Source organism: Mesorhizobium sp. M1C.F.Ca.ET.210.01.1.1 (assembly GCF_004791585.1).
Lineage (GTDB): Bacteria > Pseudomonadota > Alphaproteobacteria > Rhizobiales > Rhizobiaceae > Mesorhizobium.
Genome location: NZ_SRUU01000006.1, coordinates 115,088 through 137,031, shown reverse-complemented (window position 1 = coordinate 137,031; position 21,944 = coordinate 115,088). Strand labels below are relative to the sequence as shown.

Here is a 21,944-nt window from a genome sequence, read left to right as displayed (position 1 = left end):
CTGGGGCAATTCCATGGAAGCCGTGCGGCGGCGGCTCGCTTGGAACTGCGAAGATAGAAAATACCCGGAGCCGGAAAGAGCGATTCCAGCTGGAGCGAAGTCGCTTAAGGCATTCCAGTATTGGGGCTTGGGCAATGGCTATAGGGCGATCATTTTCTATTGGCTCAGGGGCGATCGTCGCCGCAGCGGCACAGCTTGTCCGCAGGGATTCGGGCCTTTACCTAATAATAGCCGCCTACACCCTGGCCGGACTTGTTTTTCTTCACGCCGTCGGCGCGGATGACCGCAGCGCGTACTCGATTTATTTTGAGGACTGGATAAAACTCAACTGTTTGATATTTCCCATATTCGTCGTCATTTTTGACGCGATCCTCATCTTGCACCGTTTCAATTCCCGGCGGCTTCTTGTTGTGAAAACGACGTTTTCCAATAGCCGGTTGGCCTATTTCCTGTCCGGCCTATGCCTTCTCGTGGCGCTGATGATCTTCCAGGGCACATTCACGTCGGTAAAAAACGTCATGCCTGTCTGGCAGGGCGGTTTTCGCTTCGATGTCGTGCAGGCCAACATCGATAGCGTCCTGCATTTTGGCGTTGATCCGTGGCGCTGGCTCTATGCGGTGGCCAAAGATGATTGGGTGCGCGTCGCGGTGGAGTGGAACTACAACGTCCTGTGGTTCCTGTTCAATTTCAGCGCCCTGTTCTTTGTCGCGACATCGCCCAAGGTGGCGTCAATTCGGACGCGCTATCTGGTCTGCTTCATGGCGGTCTGGATTATTGTCGGAAACGTGCTGGCCGCACTGTTCCTTTCGGCTGGCCCGGCATTTTACGGCCTCGTCACGGGAGACACCGCGCGGTTTGGCCAACAGCTCGCTTTCCTGGCCAAGGGGCTTGGAGCGCCCAACTCCGCTGCTTCCTATCAGAACTATCTGTGGTCGTTGAATGAAGCCGGGCGGACGGGTTTTGCGACAGGCATTTCGGCGTTCCCCAGCGTCCATGTCGGGCTGGTGACGCTCAACGCACTGTTCCTGCGCGAATACAATCGCTATCTCGGCGCGCTGGCGTTCCTCTATGCGGCCTTCGTCGCGGCCAGCTCGGTCTATCTGGCCTGGCACTATGCGATCGACGGCTATGTTGCCGCTTTGGTGACGCTCCTGATCTATTTCGCAGCGCGCAAGCTGATCCCGGCCGATCGCCGGTTGCCGGCGCCGCGCACGCAATCCGCTGCTCGTCCCGAGACGGCACTCGCGACTTCGTGAGCCCGGGGCGGGGCGCAGCGCAATCTTCCCGGAATTGCTTCGGTCCGGCCGGCGTCCGGGCACGATGGTCAAAGTTTCCGTAGCGCCACTTCCTCGACCAGGTGGTTGGCGCCTTTGCGCAGGATCAGGTCGGCTCGCGCCCTGGTCGGCAGGATGTTCTCGCGCAGGTTCTTCAGGTTGATGTTGCTCCACAGGCCCTCGGCGATGGCGCGCGCGGCATCCTCCGAAAGCTGCGAATAGCGGTGGAAGAAGGAGTCCGGATTGCGGAAGGCGGTCTCGCGCAGGCGCATAAAGCGCTGGATGTACCACTGGTGGATCAGCTTCTCGTCGGCATCGATATAGATGGCGAAGTCAAAGAAGTCCGACAGGAACGGTACGATCTTGCCGTCCTTCGGCAATTTGCCCGGCTGCAAGACGTTGATGCCTTCGAAGATCAGTATGTCCGGCCTGTCGATGGTGACGAACTCGCCGGGGATGACGTCGTAGGTCAGGTGCGAATAGACCGGCGCGCGGACATTGCGCTGCGCCGACTTGATGCCGGACAGGAACCTGAGCAGCGCGCCGACGTCGTAGCTGTCGGGAAAACCCTTGCGCTCCATCAGATTGTCGCGGCGCAGGATCTCGTTGGGCAAGAGGAAGCCGTCGGTGGTGATGAGATCGACCTTCGGGCTCGAAGGCCAGCGCGCCAGCAATTCCTTGAGCACGCGCGCCGTGGTCGATTTGCCGACCGCGACCGAGCCGGCGATGCCGATGATGAACGGCGTCTTGACCACGTCCTGCGCGTTGAAGAAGGCCTGCCGCTGCCTGAACAGCAGTTGGCTTGCCTCGACATGCGCCGAAAGCAGGCGCGACAGCGAGAGATAGATGCGCTTGACCTCTTCGAGGTCGACCGGGTCGTTGAGCGAGCGCAGCCGGTCGATCTCGTCCTCGGTGAGGGTGAGCGGTGTGTCGGCGCGGAACTGCGACCATTGCTCGGCCGAGAAGAAGCGATAGGGTGAATATTTCTCGGTAGGAGCGAGCTGGTCCATCGAGTCTCCTGCCCTCCTAGAGCATGATGCCGAAAAGTGCGAAGCGGTTTTCGGGCGACATCATGCTCTATCCGTCTCTTTCGATCAGCCCCGGGGCCGGGACGCCTTCTCGGCGACGCCCGAGCGGCCGGTGCGGCCCTCGAGCTCCTTAAGCACATCGTCCAGGGGAACGCCGGCGATGCCGAGGACGACGAGCCAATGATATAGGAGATCGGCGCTTTCCGAAACGAGGGCCTGCCGGTCGCCGCGAATGGCGGCGATCACGGTCTCGACCGCTTCCTCGCCGAGCTTCTGCGCCGCCTTGTCCATGCCCTTGGCGAACAGTTTCGCAGTCCACGACTCCGGGTCGCCGGAACGGGCGCGCTGATGGATGATCGTTTCCAGCTCGGCGAGCGAAAATTGAGCCATAGCAGTGGTTTAAGTCCGATGGACGGCCGAGTCCAGCCGCATCGGCAGGCCGGCTGTGGCCATATGCGCCTTGGCCTCGGCGATGGTGTAGGTGCCGAAATGGAAGATCGAGGCGGCAAGCACCGCGCCCGCATGGCCGTCGCGGATGCCCTCGACCAGATGATCGAGGGTGCCGACGCCGCCTGAGGCGATGACCGGCACGCGCACCGCGTCGGCGATGGCGCGGGTCAGCGCGATGTCGTAGCCGGCCTTGGTGCCGTCGCGGTCCATCGAGGTGAGCAGGATCTCGCCGGCGCCGCGATCGACCATCTGTCTGGCGAATGCGACCGCGTCGATGCCTGTCTTCTCGCGCCCGCCATGGGTGAAGATCTCCCAGCGGTCGGCCTCGCCGGCCGCCGACACCTTCTTGGCGTCGATGGCCACGACAATGCACTGGTTGCCGAACTTGTCGGCGGCTTCCGCGACGAAATCCGGATTCTTCACCGCCGCCGTGTTGATCGACACCTTGTCGGCGCCGGCCAGAAGCAGCTTGCGGATATCGGCCACCTGACGCACGCCGCCGCCGACGGTGAGCGGCATGAAGCATTGTTCGGCCGTACGGGCGACGACGTCGAAGATCGTCTCGCGGTTGTCGGACGAGGCGGTGATGTCGAGGAAGCAGAGCTCGTCGGCGCCCGCCGCGTCATAGGCCTTGGCGGCCTCGACCGGATCGCCGGCGTCGACCAGATCGACGAAATTGACGCCCTTGACGACACGGCCGTTCTTGACGTCGAGGCAGGGAATGACGCGGGCTTTCAGCATCAGCGCCTCTCCATCGTCGACAGCAGGTCGACCACCAGCTCGCCCACCAGCGGCGGCACGTCGCCCTTCGGGTCGAACGCCGGATCGTAGGCTGAGATGGTGAGTCCGGCGATGTCCAGCGGGCCGGCAAGGCCGCACATTGCGCTGCGCATTTGCTCGGGCGCCGGGCCGCCGGGTGTGGTGTAGCGATTGGCCTGCAGCTTCTCGGGATCATGGACGTCGAGATCGATGTGCATGTGGACACGGCTTGCGCCATCGGCTTTGAGCCTCTGCGCCGCGGGTGACCATCCCGGGCACTCGGTGCGGATGATCGGCAGCTTTTCCAGCAGCTCCTTCTCCGCCGTGTCGAGGTCGCGCGCGTTGACCAGAACGCAGCGGGACGGATCGATCGCCTTGAAGCCTGGGATTTGCGCCGCCATCGGCCGCCAGCACAGGCCAAGCACGGTCGCCAGCGCCATGCCGTCGAGGAAGCCCGTGGCCGAGGTGTCGGGCGTGTTGAGGTCGCCATGCTGGTCGGCCCAGATGATCGCGTCCGCGCCTCCGCCGGCCACGGCACCGGCACTGGTCAGGCAGTTACCGGCCAGCACGATCGGAAACCGCCCCTTGTCCAGCGCGATGCGGACCTCGCCCGAAACGGCGTTGCAGACGGCAAATCCGGTGCTGATCTCGCGCTCCTCTCCATCCTCGACCACCCTGCCGATGTCGTGCACCTCGACGTCGTGGCCGGCGAGTTTGAGCGCGTCCGCCAGTCCGCCGGAAATCAGCGCGTCGGGGCCCTGGCCGCAGCCGCCGTGAAAGTGGCCGCTGTCGTAGGACGCCAGGATGATCGAGATGTTCACCGTTCTGCCTCCATCCCCTCGCCACGCAGGACTGCCAGCGCCTCCGCCGGGTCGATGCGCCCGTCATAGAGCGCGCGGCCGGAGATCGCGCCTTCGAGCCTCCTGGCATCTGGCATGGTCATGCGCACGATGTCGGCGATCGAGGCCAGCCCGCCGGACGCGATGACGGGGATCGTCACCGCTTCGGCAAGGCTGATCGTCGAATCCCAGTTGATGCCGGTAAGCACGCCGTCGCGGTCGATGTCGGTGTAGATGATGGCGGCGACGCCCGCGCCCTCGAATTTCTTCGCCAGCTCGATGACGCCGAGTTCCGAGGCTTCGGCCCAGCCCTCTACCGCAACCTTGCCACCCTTGGCGTCGATGCCGACGGCGATCTTTCCGGGGAAGGCTTTGCAGGCGTCCTTCACCAGCTCCGGCTCGCGCACCGCTACGGTGCCCAGGATGACGCGCGCCAGGCCGCGGTCCAGCCAGTCCTCGATCTGCGCCAGCGTGCGGATGCCGCCGCCGAGCTGCACCGGGTTCTTCGTCGCCTTGAGGATGGCGCCGACCGCCGCGGAATTGACGCTCTGGCCTTTGAAGGCGCCGTTGAGGTCGACGACGTGCAGCCATTCGAAGCCCTGCTCCTCGAAGGCCTTGGCCTGGGCTGCCGGATCATCGTTGTAGATGGTGGCGGTCGCCATGTCGCCGTGCTTCAGGCGCACGCATTTGCCATCCTTGAGGTCGATTGCCGGAAACAGGATCACGATCAGGCGCCCTCGACGATGACAAAATGACCGCTCGATGCCGCCAGTCGGAATTTCAAGGCTTCCTGATATTCGGGCGAGTCGTAGCAGGCGAGCGCCGTCTCGTAGGACGAAAACTCCACCACCACGTGGCGGTTCCCGGTCGCTCCCTCGGGACTTGCATGGCGTCCAGCCCGCACCGGAAACGTCGCGCCGTATTTGGCGAAGGCTTTCGCATTGGCCTCGATATATTGCTTGCAAACCTCAGGATCGTGGACGTCGATCATCGCGATCCAATAGCCCTTCTTGCTCATCTAGGGCCTCCACCTCAGGAAATTGGTGATCAGCGCCAGGCCCAGCGCCTGGCTCTTTTCGGGATGGAACTGCGTGCCGGCGAGGTTGTCGCGGGCGACGGCCGCCGTCACCGGCCCGCCATAGTCGGCGACGGCCAGCACCTCGGCGGGGTTCCTCGCTTCCAGGTGGTAGGAATGAACGAAATAGGCATGCAGCCCCTTCGGACCGGTCTCGATGCCCGAAAACAGCGGATGCTGGCGCTTGAGCTCGATCGTGTTCCAGCCGATCTGGGGGATCTTCAGCGCCGGATCGGTCGGCGTGATCTCCTTGACGTCGCCGGCGATCCAGCCGAACCCCTTGGTGATCGTCTTTTCCAGCCCGCGTTCCGACATCAACTGCATGCCGACGCAGATGCCGAGGAAGGGACGCGCCTTGCGAAGCGCCGCCTCTTCCACCGCTTCCCACATGCCGGGGACGGCATTGAGGCCGGCGGCGCAGTCGGCATAGGCGCCGACGCCCGGCAGCACGATGCGGTCGGCGCTGCGCACCCGCTCGGCATCGGCGGTGAGATCGATGGTCGCCGCGATGCCTGCCTCATGCGCGGCGCGCTCGAAGGCCTTGGTGGCCGAGCGCAGATTGCCCGAGCCATAGTCGATGATTGCTACCCGCATGTCAGGGCCTTCCCGGCGTATGCGTCAGCCCCAGCGCCATGCCTGTCTGGGCGGGCCGCGCCAGGTTCGTGTCGGGAACGATGCGCGGCATGGGTGCCGGCTCTTCCTCGCGTCCGTCGGCTTCCAGCACGTAGCGCGCCTCGGCGCCGCCAAGATTGCCGGCCTCGACCACGCCCCATTCCCGCCAGCCGCGGCGGCGCAGCGCCGATATCCGCAGGTCTTGCCCTTCGAGCCCGATATAGAGCGACACCAAGAGCGACAGGGCCGATCCGGCCCATCCAAGGCCGAGCTTTTCGCCGAGCGCGGACAGGATCGCCGTGACCGCAAAGGTCAGCAAGGCCTCGATCCACAGCCGGTGCCAGGCGAGCCAGACCGGCGGGAACAGGAAACCGAGCCAGGTGAAGCCGTCGCGCACCAGCATCGCATCGTCGGCCTTGTTGCCGCCCGCAGGCGGCTCCATCACAACATAGATGGCCATAGGGCTATCCTTTCAGGGATCCCTTGGTGGACGGCACCGCGTCAGGCTGGCGCGGGTCGGGCTCCAGCGCCGCGCGCAGCGCTCGTGCCACCGCCTTGAAGCAGGTTTCCGCGATATGATGGTTGTTGGCGCCGCAGTGATTGGTCACATGCAGCGTGATGCCGGCATTCTGTGCCAGGGCCTGGAAGAACTCACGCACCAGCTCGGTGTCGAAGGTGCCGATCTTCGGCGATGAGAAGGCGACGTTCCAGACCAGGAAGGGCCGGCCGGAAACATCGATCGCCGCCCGTGTCAGCGTCTCGTCCATGGCAAGGTCGATCGAGGCGTAGCGCATGATGCCGCGCCGCTCGCCCAGAGCCTTGCCCAGCGCCTGGCCGATCGCGATGCCGGTGTCCTCGACCGTGTGGTGGTCGTCGATGTGCAGATCGCCTTTGGCCTTGATCGTCATGTCGATCAGCGAATGGCGCGACAGCTGGTCGAGCATATGGTCGAAGAAGCCGACGCCCGTCGCGATGTCGGATTTACCCTTGCCGTCGACATGGATCGACACCGAAATCTCGGTTTCCTTGGTCTTGCGGCTGATTTCGGCGGAACGGGGCGGCATCAGTCAGTCCTGTTCAGGGGCACGGGCTTGAAAACGAGAGCCTTCTATCAGCATGATCCGGCGATTGCCAGTTGCCATTCCAGGCGGTATCGGCCTTGCCGGAGGCGGTTTGCATTCACTCGCCTCATGCATACATATGGCAATCAAAAGTCACTCGTACCGCGCCAATCGCCTTTCCAAGGGATAGCGCGAATCGGAGCCGTAAATGTCGAATGAACTGACCATGCACGCCACCACCATCGTCAGCGTGCGCAAGGGCAACAAGGTTGTGATCGCCGGCGACGGCCAGGTCAGCCTTGGCCAGACCATCATGAAGGGCAACGCGCGCAAGGTGCGCCGCATCGGCAAGGGCGGCAGCGTCATTGCCGGTTTTGCCGGCGCCACTGCCGATGCCTTCACCCTGCTCGAACGCCTCGAAGCCAAGCTCGAACAATATCCGGACCAGCTGACGCGCGCCTGCGTCGAGCTTGCCAAGGACTGGCGCACCGACCGCTATCTGCGCCGGCTGGAAGCGATGATGCTGGTGGCTGACAAGTCGGTCTCGCTGGCATTGACCGGCACCGGCGACGTGCTCGAGCCCGAACATGGCGTCATGGCCATCGGTTCCGGCGGCAACTATGCGCTGGCGGCTGCCCGCGCGCTGATGGATACCGACAAGGACGCCGAGGAGATCGCCCGCAAGGCGATGCAGATCGCGGCCGATATCTGCGTCTACACCAACGGCAACTTCGTCGTCGAAATGCTCGATGCCGCCTGAGGCGAAGCCTGACCATGGTCCCAAAGGTGGGAGCCGGTTTTTGGAAAAGATCATGGTCGAACGGGAAGACAGCTACGATTTTCGGCCGGTCACCGAAAAGGACCTGCCGATGATCGCCCGCTGGCTTGCCGAGCCGCATGTCGCCGAATGGTGGGACGATCCGCAAAAGGAGATCGCCGAAATCCGCGAGCATCTCGATTCGGTTTCGGTGGAGCCGCTGATCGTCGAACTGGACGGCAGGCCGATCGCCTATCTGCAGAGCTACGATCCGCATTTGGAAGACGACCATCCCTATGCCGACCAGCCATTCGGCACGCTGGGCATCGATCTGTCGATCGGCCCAGCGGACCTGGTCGGCATCGGTCATGGCTCGGCGATCGTGCGCCAGTTCGTCGAGGCGCTGTTCGAGGAAGGCGCGCCGCGCGTCATCATCGATCCGCATCCGGACAATGGCCGCGCCATCCGCGCCTATGAAAAGGCCGGTTTCAGGCCGAGCGGCCGCCGGCAATCGCAATATGGGGACGTCGTGCTGATGGCCGTCGATGCGGCCGAGGACGATATGGAAGAGGGGGACTGAACGGATGATTGCGCCCGAAGAGGACAAGACGCTTTCCGCCTATGAAGACAGCTGGCGCATGGGGCTGCTTCTGGTGCTCGCCTTGGTCATTTTCCAGGCCGGCGCCCTCTATGGCATGGGCCATCCGCCGATCTGCACCTGCGGCTACGTCAAGCTCTGGCACGGCGTGGTGAACAGTTCGGAGAATTCACAGCACATCGCCGACTGGTACACCTTCTCGCACATCATCCACGGTTTCCTGTTCTATGCGCTGGCCGCGTTCCTGTTCCCGCGCTCGCCGGTCGGGCTGAGGCTGGCTTTCGCCGTTCTCATCGAAGGCGGCTGGGAGCTCCTGGAAAACAGCCCCTTCATCATCGACCGCTACCGCGCCGGCACCATCTCGCTCAATTATTACGGCGACTCGATCATCAACTCGGTGTCCGACACGCTGTTCATGGCGCTGGGATTTGTGATGGCGCGAAAGCTCCCTATATGGGTGATCGTGGCCCTGGCGCTCATCTTCGAGTTCGGCACGGGCTACATCATCCGGGACAATCTGACGCTCAACGTGATCATGCTGCTGCATCCGTTCGAGTCCATCAAGCAGTGGCAAAGTGGAATTTGAGTATTATGAGCACCTTCTCTCCCCGCGAAATCGTTTCGGAACTCGACCGCTTCATCATCGGCCAGAAGGACGCCAAGCGCGCCGTGGCGATCGCCTTGCGCAACCGCTGGCGCCGCCAGCAGCTGGAAGGCCAGATGCGCGAAGAGGTGATGCCGAAGAACATCCTGATGATCGGCCCGACCGGCGTCGGCAAGACCGAGATTTCGCGCCGTCTGGCGCGGCTCGCCGGCGCGCCCTTCGTCAAGGTCGAGGCCACCAAGTTCACCGAGGTCGGCTATGTCGGCCGCGACGTCGAGCAGATCGTGCGCGACCTCGTCGAGGTCGCCATCGGCCTGACGCGCGAGAAGATGCGCGAGGACGTCAGCGCGCGCGCCCAGGTCAACGCCGAGGAGCGCGTGCTGGAGGCGCTCGTCGGCAAGACCGCCAGCCCGGCCACCCGCGATAGTTTCCGCAAGAGGCTGCGCGACGGCGAGCTCGACGACAAGGAGATAGAGATCGAGGTGGCCGACACCGGCACCGGCGGCATGCCCGGCTTCGAGATCCCCGGCATGCCCGGCGCCAACATCGGTGTGCTCAACATCAACGACATGCTGTCGAAGGCCATGGGCGGCCGCAGGACCAAGAGCCGCAAGACCACGGTGCGCGATTCCTACGAGCTCCTGGTCAACGACGAGTCCGACAAGCTGCTCGACCAGGACGAGGTGGTGCGCCGGGCGCTTGAATCGGCCGAGAATGACGGCATCGTCTTCATCGACGAGATCGACAAGATCGCCTCGCGCGAAGGCGGCGTCGGCGCAGGCGTTTCCCGTGAAGGCGTGCAGCGCGACCTGCTGCCGCTGGTCGAGGGCACGACGGTCGCGACCAAATACGGGCCGATCAAGACCGACCACATCCTGTTCATCGCTTCGGGCGCATTCCATGTCTCCAAGCCGTCGGACCTGCTGCCGGAGCTGCAGGGCCGCCTGCCGATCCGCGTCGAGCTGCGTGCGCTGGAGAAGGAGGATTTCGTCCGCATCCTCACCGAGACCGAGGCCAGCCTGATCAAGCAGTATATCGCGCTGATGAAGACCGAAGGCGTCGATCTCACCTTCACCGACGACGCCATCGATTCGCTGGCCGGCATCGCCGTCGACCTCAACGCCAGTGTCGAGAACATCGGCGCCAGGCGCCTGCAGACGGTGATGGAGCGCGTGCTGGACGAAATCTCCTACGACGCGCCGGACCGCAACGGCACGAAGGTCACCATCGATGCCGACTATGTGCAGAAGCATGTCGGCGACCTGTCGCGCAACACGGACCTGTCGCGGTTCATCCTTTAGAGCAATTCCAGGAAAAGTGCGACTCGGTTTTCCGTCCGGAATTGCGTCAAAACAAAAAGATAGAGCGGTTCGACGTTTCCGTGAAACGGTGAAAGCTAACGGCCGTGCATCTCGGGCCGGCACATGTGTCGGCCCGAAATCCAAAGTGTGGCCAAATGGAAGCAACCGGCCACCATTCTTGGCGGCAGGCCGCTGCCTTCTCTCGACTCTCCTGCCGCCTTTACCTAGGTTGCCGCCGATTTCGACCAGCAATTTCAGGAAAAGTGCGCAGCGGTTTTCCGTCCGAAATTGTGTAAAAATAAGTGGTTGGAGCGGATCAGCGACAGCTGGGCCGGTCCAGGGCGGCGGTGCATGAAGAAGCGCATATTCCTCTTTCTCGGCCTGGCTTTGGCATCGGCCATAACGATGGCCGATGCTGCAACCATGGTGCCGCCGGGCAATCGCAACGGCATGCAGCCCGACATACCCGGCGCCTCCAGCCGGCGCACCCAGGCCACCAGCACCACCTTCCAGGCCAAGTATCGCAAGGTCTATGCGCTGCTGCAGAACGATGCCGAGCTGCGCGCCAAGATAAGGAAAGCGGCTGCTGCCTATGGCATCGATCCGATGCACATCGTCGGCGCCATCGTCGGCGAGCATACCTACAATGTCGATGCCTACGACCGGCTGCAGACCTATTACGTCAAGGCGATGTCGTATCTCTCGAGCAGGCTCACCTTCGCCTATGAAGGCGAGGACGTCAGCGATTTCGTCCAGCGGCCGGAGTTCAAGAAATGTGCGGGCCTGGACGACAGCTACGATCTTTGGGAGTGCCGCGAGCAGGTGTGGAACCATTCCTTCCGCGGCAAGACCGTCGGCGGCACAAGCTTTCCCAATGACCGTTTCGGCGCCACCTTCTTCCAGCCCTACTACGCCGGCCAGACATTCGGGCTGGGCCAGCTCAACCCGCTGACGGCGCTGCAGATGAGCGACATCGTGCACAAGGTCTCCGGCCTGCCCGAGCTCGACGTCAAGGATCCGAACACGGTCTACAAGACCATCATGGATCCGGACCTGACGCTGCCTTACGTCGCCGCCACGATCAGGAAGTCGATCGATGCCTACCGGAACATCGCCGGCTTCGACATCTCGGAAAATCCAGGGCTGACCGCCACGCTCTACAATGTCGGCAATCCCGAGCAGCGTGCCTATGCGCTGAAGGCAGAGAATGGGAAGCGGCGCGCCGCCGGGGAACCGGAGAAGCTGCCCGAGGAGAACTATTACGGCTGGCTGGTCAACGACAAGCTGGACGAGTTGAAGGCGCTGTTCTAGCGGCTCCAATCAGGTCGATCACTAACCCTCCGAGGCGAGAAACGCCTCGAACTTGCGCATTTCCTCGGGGTCTGCCTCGACCATGTGGCGCGGCTCAGGATAGGCGCCTGACTGGATGTCGTCGGCATATTCGCGGAAGGCGGCGATGCGCTCGTTCTGGAGGCGGTCGAGTTCCGCCGCGAAGTCGCGGTAGCGCTTGGCGTGGCGCGGATAATGGCCGCGATTGCTGCCGAGCAGGTCCTCCGAGAACAGATATTGCGCGTCGCAGCCGGCACCGGCGCCCATCGAGATCATGATCAGCGGCGTGCGGCGCGAGATTGCGCCGGCGACGGCCGCCGGCACCACCTCGATCTCGGCGGCGAAGGCGCCGGCGGCTTCGAGGTCCTTGACCTGCTTCCACACGAAGGCAGCGCTCTCGGCGGTCTTGCCGACAGCCTTGAAGCCGCCTGTCCAGGTCGCATGCGCCGGGATCAGGCCGACATGACCGCAGACCGGGATGTGCTCGTCGCGCAGGCGGCGGATCGTCTGCAGGCTGGCCGAGCAATACATGGCGTCGGCGCTTGCCGCGCGCAGCTTCACCGCCATGCGCAAAATCTCGTCGGTGGTGGCCCCCAGCTTTATTCGTTCGTCGCCGGGAATGGCAAAGCAGGTGGGCGCGGCGTCGCGAAAGCGCGGATCGAACATCACGTCATAGGGGACCGAGATGAGGTCGATGCCGGCCCGCTCGGCGGCCTCGGCCTCTTCCAGCGAGAAGACGCGCAGCTTGGAAAGCTGGCGCTTGCCCTTCAGCGACTGCAAATCGGCGACGGTCGGTCTGCTGCGTGCCATCTTCGTCCCCTCAAAACCTTGATTGCATGACCGAGCAGCCTATGCCGCCAGCAGCGACTTCAGCTTGACCGCTTGCGAGCCGAGCGCCTCCGGCGCCGGCCTTGCCCGCTTGGCGATCAGCATCTCGGCCAGCCGGATGTCGCGCGCCACCGCATTGCCGGGACCGATGCCGCTGGCGGCGACCAGCCTGCCGTCCTCGGCCAGGTGGAACAGGATGAAGGCACCGTCGTCGAGGTCGCGCCGGACGATGCTTTTGCCTTCGTCGGAAAGCCCGGCGATCTGCAGTGTGAGCCCGTACTGGTCCGACCAGAACCATGGCACCGCGGCATGCGCCTCGTCGGCGCCGAGCATGTTCCTTGCGGCGAGCGCGCCCTGCTCCTGCGCGTTGCGCCAGGCCTCGAGCCGCACGCGCCGCCCGCCATAGATGGCGAGCGGGAACGAGCAGCAGTCGCCGGCGGCGAAGATGTCGGGATCTTCGGTGCGCAGGTGCCCGTCGACGGCGATGCCGTTGTCGATCGCCAGCCCCGCCTCGGCGGCGAGCGTCGTCACCGGCACGGCGCCGATGCCGATCACCGCCAGATCGGCGACGACCTGCTGCCCGTCGGCAAGCGTGATGCGAACCTCGGCGCCATCGTCGGCAATCGAAGCGATGCCCTGGCCGGTGAGCACCCTCACGCTTTCCGCTTCATGCGCCTTGTGGATGATCTCGGCGATCTCTGCCGGCACGCCGCGCATCAGGATGCGCGGCTGTGCCTCGATGACCGTGACCGCGGCGCCGAGCTTGCGCGCCGAGGCGGCAAGCTCGAGGCCGATGAAGCCGCCACCGATGATGGCGACCCGGTTGCCAGCGCTGAGATGAGCGCGGATGGCGAGCGCATCGTTGAAGGTCCTCAGATATACGCAGCGCCCCCCAAGGCCCGGCATCGGCAGCTTGCGCGGCACGGACCCCGTGGCAAGCAACAGCTTGTCATAGGCAAGCGAAGAGCCGTCGGACAGGCTCACGATATGCGCGACCCGGTCGATGGCAACGACGCGAAGGGAATGGATATGGCGGATCGAGCGCTCGGCCAAAAGCTCGTCGCTGGCGATCGCCTTGATGAATGGCGCCTCGCTGGTCATCGCTTCCTTTGACAGCGGCGGCCGTTCGTAGGGCAGATGCGGCTCGTCGCCGACCAGCGTCACCGGTCCTTCGAAACCGAGGTCGCGCAGGGTGAGCGCGGCGCGCCCGCCGCACTCGCCGGCGCCGATAATGACCATTCCTCCCGCCATCGCCGTCACCCGAGCTGAATAAGGACCTTGCCGGCGTCGACCTTGACCGGATAGGTCTTGAGGTTGACGCAAACCGGCGCACCGCGTGCGTCGCCGGTCTTGTAGTTGAAGCGGCCGTTATGCTTCGGGCATTCGATGATGTCATCCATCACCAGCCCGTCGGCCAGATGCACCTTCTCATGCGAGCACAGGCCGTCGGTCGCGAAATACTCGTCGTCCGGGCTGCGGTAGATGGCGTAGGTGCGGCCGGCGTGATCGAACCGCATCACGTCCTCTTCGTCGATGTCCTCGGCCGCGCAGGCCTCGACCCAGTCGCTCATGTCGTCCTCCGGCGAAATTCTTAGTTGTATGGTATGTCGCTACCGGTCATTCGGCCGCGGCCGGCACCGGATTGTGCAGCTCTTCCCGATAGGGCTTCGCCGTCGGCGGCAGCTCACGCTTGATGAAATAGTCCTCGTTGCGCAACTGGCGCAGGAAGGCGGGGATCATCTCGCGGTAGCCGGCGAGGATCGACGGCGTCGGCGCCGGCAGATCGTGCTTGATCAGCTCATGCAGCTTCGGCAGCGCATGATAGGGCACCATCGGGAACATGTGGTGCTCCACATGGTAGTTCATGTTCCAGTAGATGAACCGGCTGATCGGATTCATGTAGACGGTGCGGCTGTTGAGGCGGTGGTCGATGACATTCTCGGCAAGGCCGCCATGTTGCAGCAGTCCGGTCATGACATGATGCCAGGCGCCATAGAGGCGGGGCAGGCCGACGAGCATCGGCGGCAGCCATGAGTGCAGGTAGAGCGCCAGGGCGATGGTCGCGATGTAGATGGCCAGCCAGATGCGTGCGGCGCGGATGGCCCTGGGCTGCTCCTGTGGCGGGATGAAGGTCTTTTCGGCGGCGCTGATGACGCCAGCGGCATTGCGCACCATGTCGGCCATCGCGTGCCACGCGTCGAGGATGCCGAAGAAGTTCAGGACTAGGCGCACAAGGTCCGGCGGCCGCATGACGGCGATCTCCGGGTCGCGGCCGACGATGATGGTATCGGTGTGGTGGCGCGTATGGCTCCAGCGCCAGGTCACCGGATTGCGCATGATCATGAAACAGGCGAGCTGGTAGACGGCGTCGTTCATCCACTGCGTGCGGAAGGCCGTGCCGTGGCCGCATTCGTGCCAGCGGGAATCTGTCGACGAGCCGTAGAGCGTGCCATAGACGAAGAAGGAAGGGACGCACCACCAGCTGCCCCAGAACCAGGCGCCGCCCGCGCCGCTGAGGATCAGCGCGCCGAGCCAGATGGCGGTGTCGCGGATCGCCGGCTGGTCGGAGCGCTGCATCAGCTCCTTCATCTGCTTGCGCGGGATCTCGGTGTGGTACCACTCGGCCGCCGCCAGCCCGTTCTCGACCGCGAGCTTGGCGTCGCGGCCGGTCAGGCTGTAGTCGCGTCCGGACAGTGCCGGAGACATGATTGCCGTCATTGCGGGTTCCTCCGTCGCCACCCGGCGAGCGGTCCTCGGCAATGCCGGGCTCGCGCATGGCTGACTTCCACTTCACCATAGCTCCAAGCCATGATAGCCTCAACATCACAAAGATAGATTCTATCATTTCATATCAGAGTGAGCTATTCTGAGCCGGACAGGCAATGGGAGCATTCATGGCAAAGCGGCCGACAATCACTGATCTTGCGCGCGTTTCCGGCGTCAGCGTCGCCACCGTCGACAGGGTGCTGAACAATCGCTTGCCCGTGCGCGAGGAAACGGCGCGCCGGGTCTACGAGGCGGCGACCGATATCGGCTACCACGCCGCCGGGCTGATCAAGCAGCGCATGCGCCAGGAATTGCCGGAATACCGCCTCGGCTTCCTGCTTCTGCGGGGCAATGATGTCTTCTACGGCGACTTCGCGCGCGAATTGGAACTGGCGGTCTCGCAGTCGCAACGCTTCCGTGGCGCCGCGACGATCGATTTCGCCGCCTCGCTGGCGCCTGACGAGATCGCCGCCCAGATGCGCAGGCTGGCGGCGAAATCCAGGGCCATCGCCGTTGTCGGCCCGGACCACCCGACGCTGACGGCGGTGGTCGAGACGCTGAAGGCGAGGGGGCAGCCGGTCTTTTCGCTGCTGTCCGACTTCGCCGCCGGCATCCGCGAGGGCTATGTCGGGCTGGACAACCGCAAGGTCGGTCGCACCGCGGCCTGGATGATCGCCACGGCCGCCAGGAAGCCGGGCAAGGTCGCGCTCTTCGTCGGCAGCCACCGCTTCCATGGCCACGAGCTGCGGGAGATCGGCTTCCGCTCCTATTTTCGCGAGCACGCGCCGGACTTCACCGTGCTGGAGACGCTGGTCAATCTGGAAGCCAACCAGGTGACGCACAATGCGATGCTCGAGCTCCTGGCGCGGCATCCGGATCTTGCCGGCTGCTATGTCGCCGGCGGCGGCATGGAAGGCGCGGTCGCGGCGTTGAGGGAAGCGAAGCCGGCGAACATGCCCGCGGTCGTGTGCAACGAGATCAACGCCGAGTCGCGCGCAGCCCTCGCCGACAACATCCTCACCATGGTGATCTCGACGCCGCTCGCAGCGCTTTGCCGCGAGCTCGTGGCGCTCATGGCGCATGCCATCGAGAGCGGCGCCGCCAATGCGCCCGGGCAGACCTTCCTGCCCTTCGACATCTATCTGCCCGAGAACATCTAAAGCATGTCTCCCGAAAGTGGGAACCGGTTGCGGGACAAAGACATGCCTAAATCAAAACCTAAAGCGCATGGAGCGAATCTGAAAGATCGCGACACGCTTTAGGCGGCTTCCGCCCGAGATGATGTGATCCATCAGGCTGATAAGATTTTGTCATGGTTGCAGCCGCGGCCAAAATGCGACCCAAAGCCCTGCGATCCTCCGGCCATGCCTCCGTCCCAGCGCAGCCGTGAATGAAAATCCGGCATGTCCGTTCCGAATCTCCCTTGACGTCACCAAGCGAAATGGAATAAATATTTCACCAACTGGGTATTTTGGTTCTTTCGTTCCGGAACGTCTGTTTCAAACAGAGGACCAGGCGTTCCATTTGCGCAAGGGAAGCGCCGTCGGAACGGCCGAAGGGAGAGTTTCCCCGGACAGATCGGGGATTCCGGTTCAATTCGGTGCAACCGGACACCAAGTGGAGGAGAAACTAAAATGAAGAAACTGCTTTTGGGCGTCGCGCTTTCGGCGCTGATGAGTTCGTCCGCCTTCGCCGCCAAGATCGGCGTCTCGATGGCTCTTTTCGACGACAACTTCCTGACCGTGCTGCGCAACGGCATGATCGCCCAGGCCAAGGGCATGGATGGCGTAGAGCTGCAGGTTGAGGACGCCCAGAACGACGTCGCCAAGCAGCTCGACCAGATCAAGAACTTCGCCGCTTCGGGCGTCGATGCCATCATCGTCAACCCGGTCGACACCTCGGCCACCCAGGCGATGTCGGACGCGGCCGCCGCGGCCAAGATCCCGCTGGTTTATGTCAACCGCGAGCCGGTCAATGTCGACTCGCTGCCCGACAACCAGGCCTTCGTCGCTTCGAACGAGGCTGAATCCGGCACGCTCGAGACCAAGGAAGCCTGCCGCCTCTTCAAGGAAGCCGGCAAGAAGGAAGCCAACGTCTACGTGATCATGGGCGAGCTTTCCAACCAGGCCGCGGTGCAGCGCACCAAGGACATCGAGGAAGTGATCGCCACGCCGGACTGCAGCTTCATCAAGATCATCGACAAGCAGACCTCGAACTGGAAGCGTGACGAAGCGCAGAACCTGATGACCAACTGGCTGTCGTCCGGCAAGCCGTTCGACGGCGTTATTGCCAACAACGACGAAAGCGCCATCGGCGCCATCCAGGCGATGAAGGCCGCCAACATCGACATGAAGTCGGTCGTGGTCGGCGGCGTCGACGCCACCCAGGACGCGTTGGCCGCGATGCAGGCGGGCGATCTCGACGTTAGCGTCTTCCAGGATGCTGCCGGCCAGGGCGCCGGCGCGCTCGATGCGGCGCTGAAGCTCGCCAAGGGCGAGAAGGTGGAACACAAGGTCTATATCCCGTTCCAGCTCGTCACGCCGGCGAACATCGACAAGTTCTTGAAGAAGAACTGAGGCTGCGCTTCTCGAGGAGCGGCGCTCCGATGAATCGGACTGGCTGAAATCGGCTGCTGATTGAGCGGCGTCGCTCCCTTCTTTCTCCCGCCCCCACCGGGCGGGAGAGCGGGCGCGGTCATTCGGAGGAAGAAGACGTGTCACAAACATCGCATGGCATTGGCGGACTGAGCTATGACGCCAAGAAGCGCCCCTGGCCGGCCGAGTTCAACGTGTTCCTTGCGCTCGTCATCCTGGTCGGCGCGTTCGAGCTGATCGGCCGCGTCTTCCTCGGCGACAGCTTCCTGTTCAACACCCGCGAAAACGTCGACGCGATCTTCAACGAGCAGCGGCTGCAGATCATCATCCTGCAGGTCTCGATCGTTGGCATCATCGCCATCGGCGTCACCCAGGTCATCATCTGCGGCGGCATCGACCTGTCCTCAGGCTCGATCGTCGGCGCCACCGCCATGATCGCCATGAGCTTCGCGCAAGTCGCGACCGTCAACGGCAATCCCAACCCCAAGGCGATGTTCATCGCCTATGGCTGGACCGACCTGCCGGTCATCGTGCCGCTGCTGGTCGCCGTCGGCTGCGGGCTTTTGGCCGGTCTCATCAATGGATCATTGATAGCCTTCACTCGTATTCCACCCTTCATCGCCACGCTGGGCATGATGGTCACCGCGCGCGGCATCGCCAAATGGTGGTCGAAGGGCCAGCCGATCTCGTTCCCGACCGACAGCTTCGCCGCAATCGGCAAGGGGCTGATGCCGGTCATCATCTTCATCTCGCTGGCGATCCTGTTCCAACTCATCCTGAGCTACACCAGATACGGCAAGCACTGCTACGCCATCGGCTCCAACGAGGATGCCGCGCGCATGTCCGGCATCAAGATCGCCAACCACAAGGTGCTGGTCTATGTGATTGCCGGCATCCTCGCCTCGATCGCCGCGGTGGTGCTCTCCTCCAAGAACCTCACTGCCCAGGCCGGCATGGGCGTCATGTACGAGCTCGACGCCATCGCCATGGCGGTCATCGGCGGCGTCTCGCTCTCGGGCGGCCGCGGGTCTATCATCGGCACCGTGATCGGCTCGCTGATCTTCGGCGTCATCATCTCCGGCTTCACCTTCCTGCGCCTCGACGCCTACTACCAGGAGATGGTCAAGGGCGTGATCATCGTCGGCGCAGTCGTTCTCGATCAATGGCGCCAGCGCCGCCGGGCGATAGGAGCTTGACCATGTCGGACATCGTTCTGAAGACCGAAAACCTCACCAAGCATTACGGCGGCGTGCACGCGCTGCAGGAGGCGAACTTCGAGCTGCGCAAGGGCGAGCATGTCGCCATCATGGGCGACAACGGCGCCGGCAAGTCGACTTTCGTACGCCAGATCACCGGCGTCGAGCAGCGCACCGACGGCAAGATCTGGTTCGACGGCAAGGAAGTGAACTTCGCCGGCCCGATCGAGGCGCGCGAGGCGGGCATCGAGACCGTGTTCCAGAACCTCGCTCTGGCCGACGATCTCGACGTGCCGTCGAACCTCTTCCTCGGCCGCGAGAAGGTGCTGTTCAACCTCGGCCCGTTCTCGATCCTCGACCGCAAGGCGATGCGCAAGGCGACCGAGGCGGCGCTTGTCCGCACCGCGGTGAAGATCCCCAACCTTTCAAGCACCATCCGCCACATGTCTGGCGGCCAGCGTCAATGCGTGGCGATCGCCAGGACCGCGACCTTCGCCTCCAAGCTGATCATCATGGACGAGCCGACGGCGGCCCTCGGCGTGCAAGAGACGGCGCAGGTCGAAAACATCATCCGCACGCTGAAGGAGAACGGCGAGCCGCTGATCCTGATCAGCCACAACATGCGCCAGGTGTTCGACCTGGTCGACCGCATCGTCGTCTTCCGGCGCGGCCGCATCGTCGCCAATTTGCGCAAGCAGGACACCGACGGCAACGACATCGTCGCCTACATCACCGGCGCCAAGACCGGACAGGCCGAACTCCAGGCCGCCTGACGGGCGCCACGACGGGACCAACCAATCGTCCGCGCCGGAAGGCGCGGACAGCATTCTGAACCACCCTCAAAGGACCTTCCATGACTCTCCGCTTCGCTCTTCTCGGCGCCGGCCGTATCGGCAAGGTGCATGCCCGCGCCGTTGCCTCCAACCCGCAGGCCAAACTGGTGGCCGTGGCCGACGCCTTCGAGAAAGCCGCGACGGAGTTGGCCACCGCCTACGGCGCCGAAGTGCGCACGACCGATGCGATCGAGCAGGCCAAAGACATCGATGCCGTCATCATCTGCACGCCGACCGACACCCATGCCGATCTCATCGAGCGCTTCGCCAACGCCGGCAAGGCGATCTTCTGCGAGAAACCGATCGACCTCGACGTCCAGCGCGTCGAGAAGTGCCTGGCGGTCGTCGAGAAGGCCGGCGCAACGCTGATGGTCGGCTTCAACCGCCGCTTCGACCCGCATTTTGCCGCCGTCCGCAAGGCGATCGACGACGGCGCCATCGGCACGGTCGAGATGGTCACCATCACCTCGCGCGATCCGGGCGCCCCGCCGCTCGACTACATCGCCCGCTCGGGCGGCATTTTTCGCGACATGACCATCCATGATTTCGACATGGCGCGCTTCCTGCTTGGCGAGGAGCCTGTCGCGGTCAGCGCCCATGCCTCGGTGCTGGTCGACAAGAAGATCGGCGAAGCCGGCGATTTCGACTCGGTCAGCGTCATCCTGGAAACCGCGTCCGGCAAGCAGGCCGTCATCTCCAACTCGCGCCGCGCCACCTATGGCTACGACCAGCGCATCGAGGTGCACGGCTCGAAGGGCATGGTCGCGGCCGAGAACCAGCGGCCGGTGTCGATCGAGCTCGCCAACGACAAGGGCTACACCCGCCCGCCGCTGCACGACTTCTTCATGACCCGCTACATCGACGCCTATGCCAACGAGATCGCGGCTTTCATCGCCGCTGCGACCGCGGGCAAGAAGGCGGCACCGAGCGGCAAGGATGGGCTGGTCGCCCTGAAGCTGGCCGACGCGGCGCTGCAATCGGCCAAGACCGGCAAAGCCGTCCGCGTCGACTGAACTGTTTGGATTCGACTACAGGAGCAGAGCGATGAGCGGTTTGGCCGGTCGCAATTCAGAAACGCGCACCATCGTCACCGGCGGCGCGCAGGGCATCGGCTTCGCGGTTGCGGAGGCGCTGGCCGACGAGGGCTGCCGCGCGCTGGCGCTCGTCGGCCGCTCGCAGGAGAAGGGCGACAGAGCGGTCGCCGCGTTGAAGAAGAGCGGCGTCGACGCCATCTTCATCAGCGCCGACTTCGCCAAGGTCGCCGACTGCAAGCGCGCCGTCGAAACCGCGATCAAGCATTTCGGCACGCTCAACGCGCTGGTCAACGCCGCCGCCACCTCGGCGCGCGGCTCGCTGATCGAAACCACCGAGGAGGTCTTCGATCAGATCTTCGACACCAATGTGCGCGGGCCCTTCTTCCTGATGCAGGGCCTTGTCGCGCATCTGCTCGAACGCAGGGCGCCGGGCTCGATCGTCAACGTGCTGTCGATGTCGGCGCATGCCGGCCAGTCCTTCCTGACGCCCTATTCGACCAGCAAGGGCGCGCTGATGACGCTGACCAAGAATGTCGCCAGCTCCTATCGGCGCAACCGCATCCGCTGCAACGCCGTGCTGCCCGGCTGGATGGACACCGAAGGCGAGGCGATCGTGCAGAAGAAGTGGCACGACGCGCCGGACGACTGGCTGGAAAAGGCCGAGGCCGCGCAGCCGATGGGCCAGTTGGTCAAGCCGGCGCAGCTCGCCCGGCTGATCACCTATATGCTGAGCCCGCAAGCCGGCGTCATGACCGGCTCGCTGGTCGACTACGACCAGAACATAGCCGGTGTTGTCGGGGAGTAGAATCTCTCCACGTGACAAGCGCCCTGGCATCGACTATATGAGCCGCATGATCCACCTGACCGCCTCGTTTTGGTACTTTTATTACGACAGCTCGCTGGCGGCGGGAGGATTGCGCTCGATCTGAAGATTGTAGCACCTAAATCCGAAAAGCCGCCAGACCTGGCGGCTTTTTCGTTTCAGCCGGCAGGTCTCCTAACCAGG

At 63.8% G+C, this 21,944-nt stretch carries 25 protein-coding genes; 12 read left to right on the top strand and 13 right to left on the bottom strand.

Annotated elements, in window-relative coordinates; translation table 11 throughout:
* Positions 1 to 134 precede the first annotated feature (134 nt).
* Positions 135 to 1,256: a phosphatase PAP2 family protein gene (locus EN853_RS09110; protein WP_127859416.1), complete on the top strand. Its 1,122-nt coding sequence runs from the start codon at positions 135 to 137 to the stop codon at positions 1,254 to 1,256.
* Between the two features lie 68 nt (positions 1,257 to 1,324).
* Here EN853_RS09110 and coaA read toward each other — a convergent pair whose 3' ends face one another.
* The 9 genes from coaA to hisB form a co-directional block, all read right to left on the bottom strand.
* Positions 1,325 to 2,284 (bottom strand): type I pantothenate kinase, encoded by a 960-nt coding sequence (gene coaA / locus EN853_RS09105; RefSeq protein WP_127859417.1) that lies wholly within the window; start codon positions 2,282 to 2,284, stop codon positions 1,325 to 1,327.
* An 84-nt stretch (positions 2,285 to 2,368) separates the two neighbouring features.
* Positions 2,369 to 2,692, bottom strand: coding sequence for a phosphoribosyl-ATP diphosphatase (locus EN853_RS09100; protein ID WP_127859418.1), 324 nt, complete (start codon positions 2,690 to 2,692; stop codon positions 2,369 to 2,371).
* A 9-nt stretch (positions 2,693 to 2,701) separates the two neighbouring features.
* Positions 2,702 to 3,496, bottom strand: a complete 795-nt coding sequence (gene hisF / locus EN853_RS09095; RefSeq protein ID WP_167524435.1) for an imidazole glycerol phosphate synthase subunit HisF — start codon at positions 3,494 to 3,496, stop codon at positions 2,702 to 2,704.
* A complete protein-coding gene (locus tag EN853_RS09090; RefSeq protein ID WP_127859420.1) occupies positions 3,493 to 4,332 on the bottom strand; it encodes an arginase family protein in 840 nt (279 codons plus the stop codon). Before EN853_RS09090 ends, hisF begins: the two co-directional genes overlap by 4 nt.
* The gene (hisA, locus tag EN853_RS09085) at positions 4,329 to 5,075 is read right to left on the bottom strand and encodes a 1-(5-phosphoribosyl)-5-[(5-phosphoribosylamino)methylideneamino]imidazole-4-carboxamide isomerase (protein WP_127859421.1); all 747 of its coding nucleotides are present in this window, start codon (positions 5,073 to 5,075) and stop codon (positions 4,329 to 4,331) included. The genes EN853_RS09090 and hisA overlap by 4 nt, the downstream gene beginning before the upstream one ends.
* 2 nt (positions 5,076 to 5,077) lie before the next feature.
* Complete coding sequence (locus EN853_RS09080) at positions 5,078 to 5,368, bottom strand: DUF1330 domain-containing protein (RefSeq protein ID WP_127859422.1); 291 nt, start codon at positions 5,366 to 5,368, stop codon at positions 5,078 to 5,080.
* The gene (gene hisH, locus EN853_RS09075) at positions 5,369 to 6,019 is read right to left on the bottom strand and encodes an imidazole glycerol phosphate synthase subunit HisH (protein ID WP_127859423.1); all 651 of its coding nucleotides are present in this window, start codon (positions 6,017 to 6,019) and stop codon (positions 5,369 to 5,371) included. It abuts the gene before it with no gap.
* Between the two features lies 1 nt (position 6,020).
* Complete coding sequence (locus EN853_RS09070; protein ID WP_127859424.1) at positions 6,021 to 6,497, bottom strand: DUF2628 domain-containing protein; 477 nt, start codon at positions 6,495 to 6,497, stop codon at positions 6,021 to 6,023.
* A gap of 4 nt (positions 6,498 to 6,501) precedes the next feature.
* On the bottom strand, positions 6,502 to 7,101 hold the full coding sequence (hisB, locus tag EN853_RS09065) for an imidazoleglycerol-phosphate dehydratase HisB (RefSeq protein ID WP_127859425.1): 600 nt from the start codon (positions 7,099 to 7,101) through the stop codon (positions 6,502 to 6,504).
* 205 nt (positions 7,102 to 7,306) lie between these two features.
* Here hisB and hslV point away from each other — a divergent pair, with 205 nt between their 5' ends.
* The 5 genes from hslV to EN853_RS09040 all read left to right on the top strand — a co-directional run bounded on the left by hslV (position 7,307) and on the right by EN853_RS09040 (position 11,669).
* Complete coding sequence (gene hslV, locus EN853_RS09060) at positions 7,307 to 7,858, top strand: ATP-dependent protease subunit HslV (protein WP_127859426.1); 552 nt, start codon at positions 7,307 to 7,309, stop codon at positions 7,856 to 7,858.
* A gap of 52 nt (positions 7,859 to 7,910) precedes the next feature.
* Positions 7,911 to 8,435: a GNAT family N-acetyltransferase gene (locus EN853_RS09055; protein ID WP_127859427.1), complete on the top strand. Its 525-nt coding sequence runs from the start codon at positions 7,911 to 7,913 to the stop codon at positions 8,433 to 8,435.
* A 4-nt stretch (positions 8,436 to 8,439) separates the two neighbouring features.
* Complete coding sequence (locus EN853_RS09050) at positions 8,440 to 9,039, top strand: DUF2585 domain-containing protein (RefSeq protein WP_127859428.1); 600 nt, start codon at positions 8,440 to 8,442, stop codon at positions 9,037 to 9,039.
* Positions 9,040 to 9,044: 5 nt separating this feature from the next.
* On the top strand, positions 9,045 to 10,358 hold the full coding sequence (gene hslU, locus EN853_RS09045; protein ID WP_127859429.1) for an ATP-dependent protease ATPase subunit HslU: 1,314 nt from the start codon (positions 9,045 to 9,047) through the stop codon (positions 10,356 to 10,358).
* Positions 10,359 to 10,709: 351 nt separating this feature from the next.
* Positions 10,710 to 11,669: a DUF1402 family protein gene (locus EN853_RS09040; protein ID WP_127859430.1), complete on the top strand. Its 960-nt coding sequence runs from the start codon at positions 10,710 to 10,712 to the stop codon at positions 11,667 to 11,669.
* A gap of 21 nt (positions 11,670 to 11,690) precedes the next feature.
* Here EN853_RS09040 and EN853_RS09035 read toward each other — a convergent pair whose 3' ends face one another.
* The 4 genes from EN853_RS09035 to EN853_RS09020 are packed head-to-tail and all read right to left on the bottom strand — an operon-like array spanning position 11,691 to position 15,221.
* Complete coding sequence (locus EN853_RS09035) at positions 11,691 to 12,497, bottom strand: 3-methyl-2-oxobutanoate hydroxymethyltransferase (protein WP_127859431.1); 807 nt, start codon at positions 12,495 to 12,497, stop codon at positions 11,691 to 11,693.
* A gap of 39 nt (positions 12,498 to 12,536) precedes the next feature.
* The gene (locus EN853_RS09030) at positions 12,537 to 13,754 is read right to left on the bottom strand and encodes an FAD-dependent oxidoreductase (protein ID WP_189343873.1); all 1,218 of its coding nucleotides are present in this window, start codon (positions 13,752 to 13,754) and stop codon (positions 12,537 to 12,539) included.
* Between the two features lie 17 nt (positions 13,755 to 13,771).
* The gene (locus tag EN853_RS09025) at positions 13,772 to 14,086 is read right to left on the bottom strand and encodes a MocE family 2Fe-2S type ferredoxin (RefSeq protein WP_127859433.1); all 315 of its coding nucleotides are present in this window, start codon (positions 14,084 to 14,086) and stop codon (positions 13,772 to 13,774) included.
* 46 nt (positions 14,087 to 14,132) lie between these two features.
* Positions 14,133 to 15,221: a fatty acid desaturase family protein gene (locus EN853_RS09020; RefSeq protein ID WP_127859552.1), complete on the bottom strand. Its 1,089-nt coding sequence runs from the start codon at positions 15,219 to 15,221 to the stop codon at positions 14,133 to 14,135.
* Between the two features lie 188 nt (positions 15,222 to 15,409).
* Here EN853_RS09020 and EN853_RS09015 point away from each other — a divergent pair, with 188 nt between their 5' ends.
* The 6 genes from EN853_RS09015 to EN853_RS08990 all read left to right on the top strand — a co-directional run bounded on the left by EN853_RS09015 (position 15,410) and on the right by EN853_RS08990 (position 21,743).
* On the top strand, positions 15,410 to 16,441 hold the full coding sequence (locus tag EN853_RS09015; protein WP_127859434.1) for a LacI family DNA-binding transcriptional regulator: 1,032 nt from the start codon (positions 15,410 to 15,412) through the stop codon (positions 16,439 to 16,441).
* 474 nt (positions 16,442 to 16,915) lie between these two features.
* The gene (locus EN853_RS09010) at positions 16,916 to 17,857 is read left to right on the top strand and encodes a sugar ABC transporter substrate-binding protein (RefSeq protein WP_127859435.1); all 942 of its coding nucleotides are present in this window, start codon (positions 16,916 to 16,918) and stop codon (positions 17,855 to 17,857) included.
* A 137-nt stretch (positions 17,858 to 17,994) separates the two neighbouring features.
* Positions 17,995 to 19,071: an ABC transporter permease gene (locus tag EN853_RS09005; RefSeq protein WP_127859436.1), complete on the top strand. Its 1,077-nt coding sequence runs from the start codon at positions 17,995 to 17,997 to the stop codon at positions 19,069 to 19,071.
* 2 nt (positions 19,072 to 19,073) lie between these two features.
* Positions 19,074 to 19,844 (top strand): ATP-binding cassette domain-containing protein, encoded by a 771-nt coding sequence (locus tag EN853_RS09000; RefSeq protein WP_127859437.1) that lies wholly within the window; start codon positions 19,074 to 19,076, stop codon positions 19,842 to 19,844.
* A gap of 80 nt (positions 19,845 to 19,924) precedes the next feature.
* Complete coding sequence (iolG, locus tag EN853_RS08995) at positions 19,925 to 20,917, top strand: inositol 2-dehydrogenase (RefSeq protein WP_127859438.1); 993 nt, start codon at positions 19,925 to 19,927, stop codon at positions 20,915 to 20,917.
* Positions 20,918 to 20,948: 31 nt separating this feature from the next.
* A complete protein-coding gene (locus tag EN853_RS08990; protein WP_127859439.1) occupies positions 20,949 to 21,743 on the top strand; it encodes an SDR family oxidoreductase in 795 nt (264 codons plus the stop codon).
* The last annotated feature ends 201 nt before the right edge of the window (positions 21,744 to 21,944 follow it).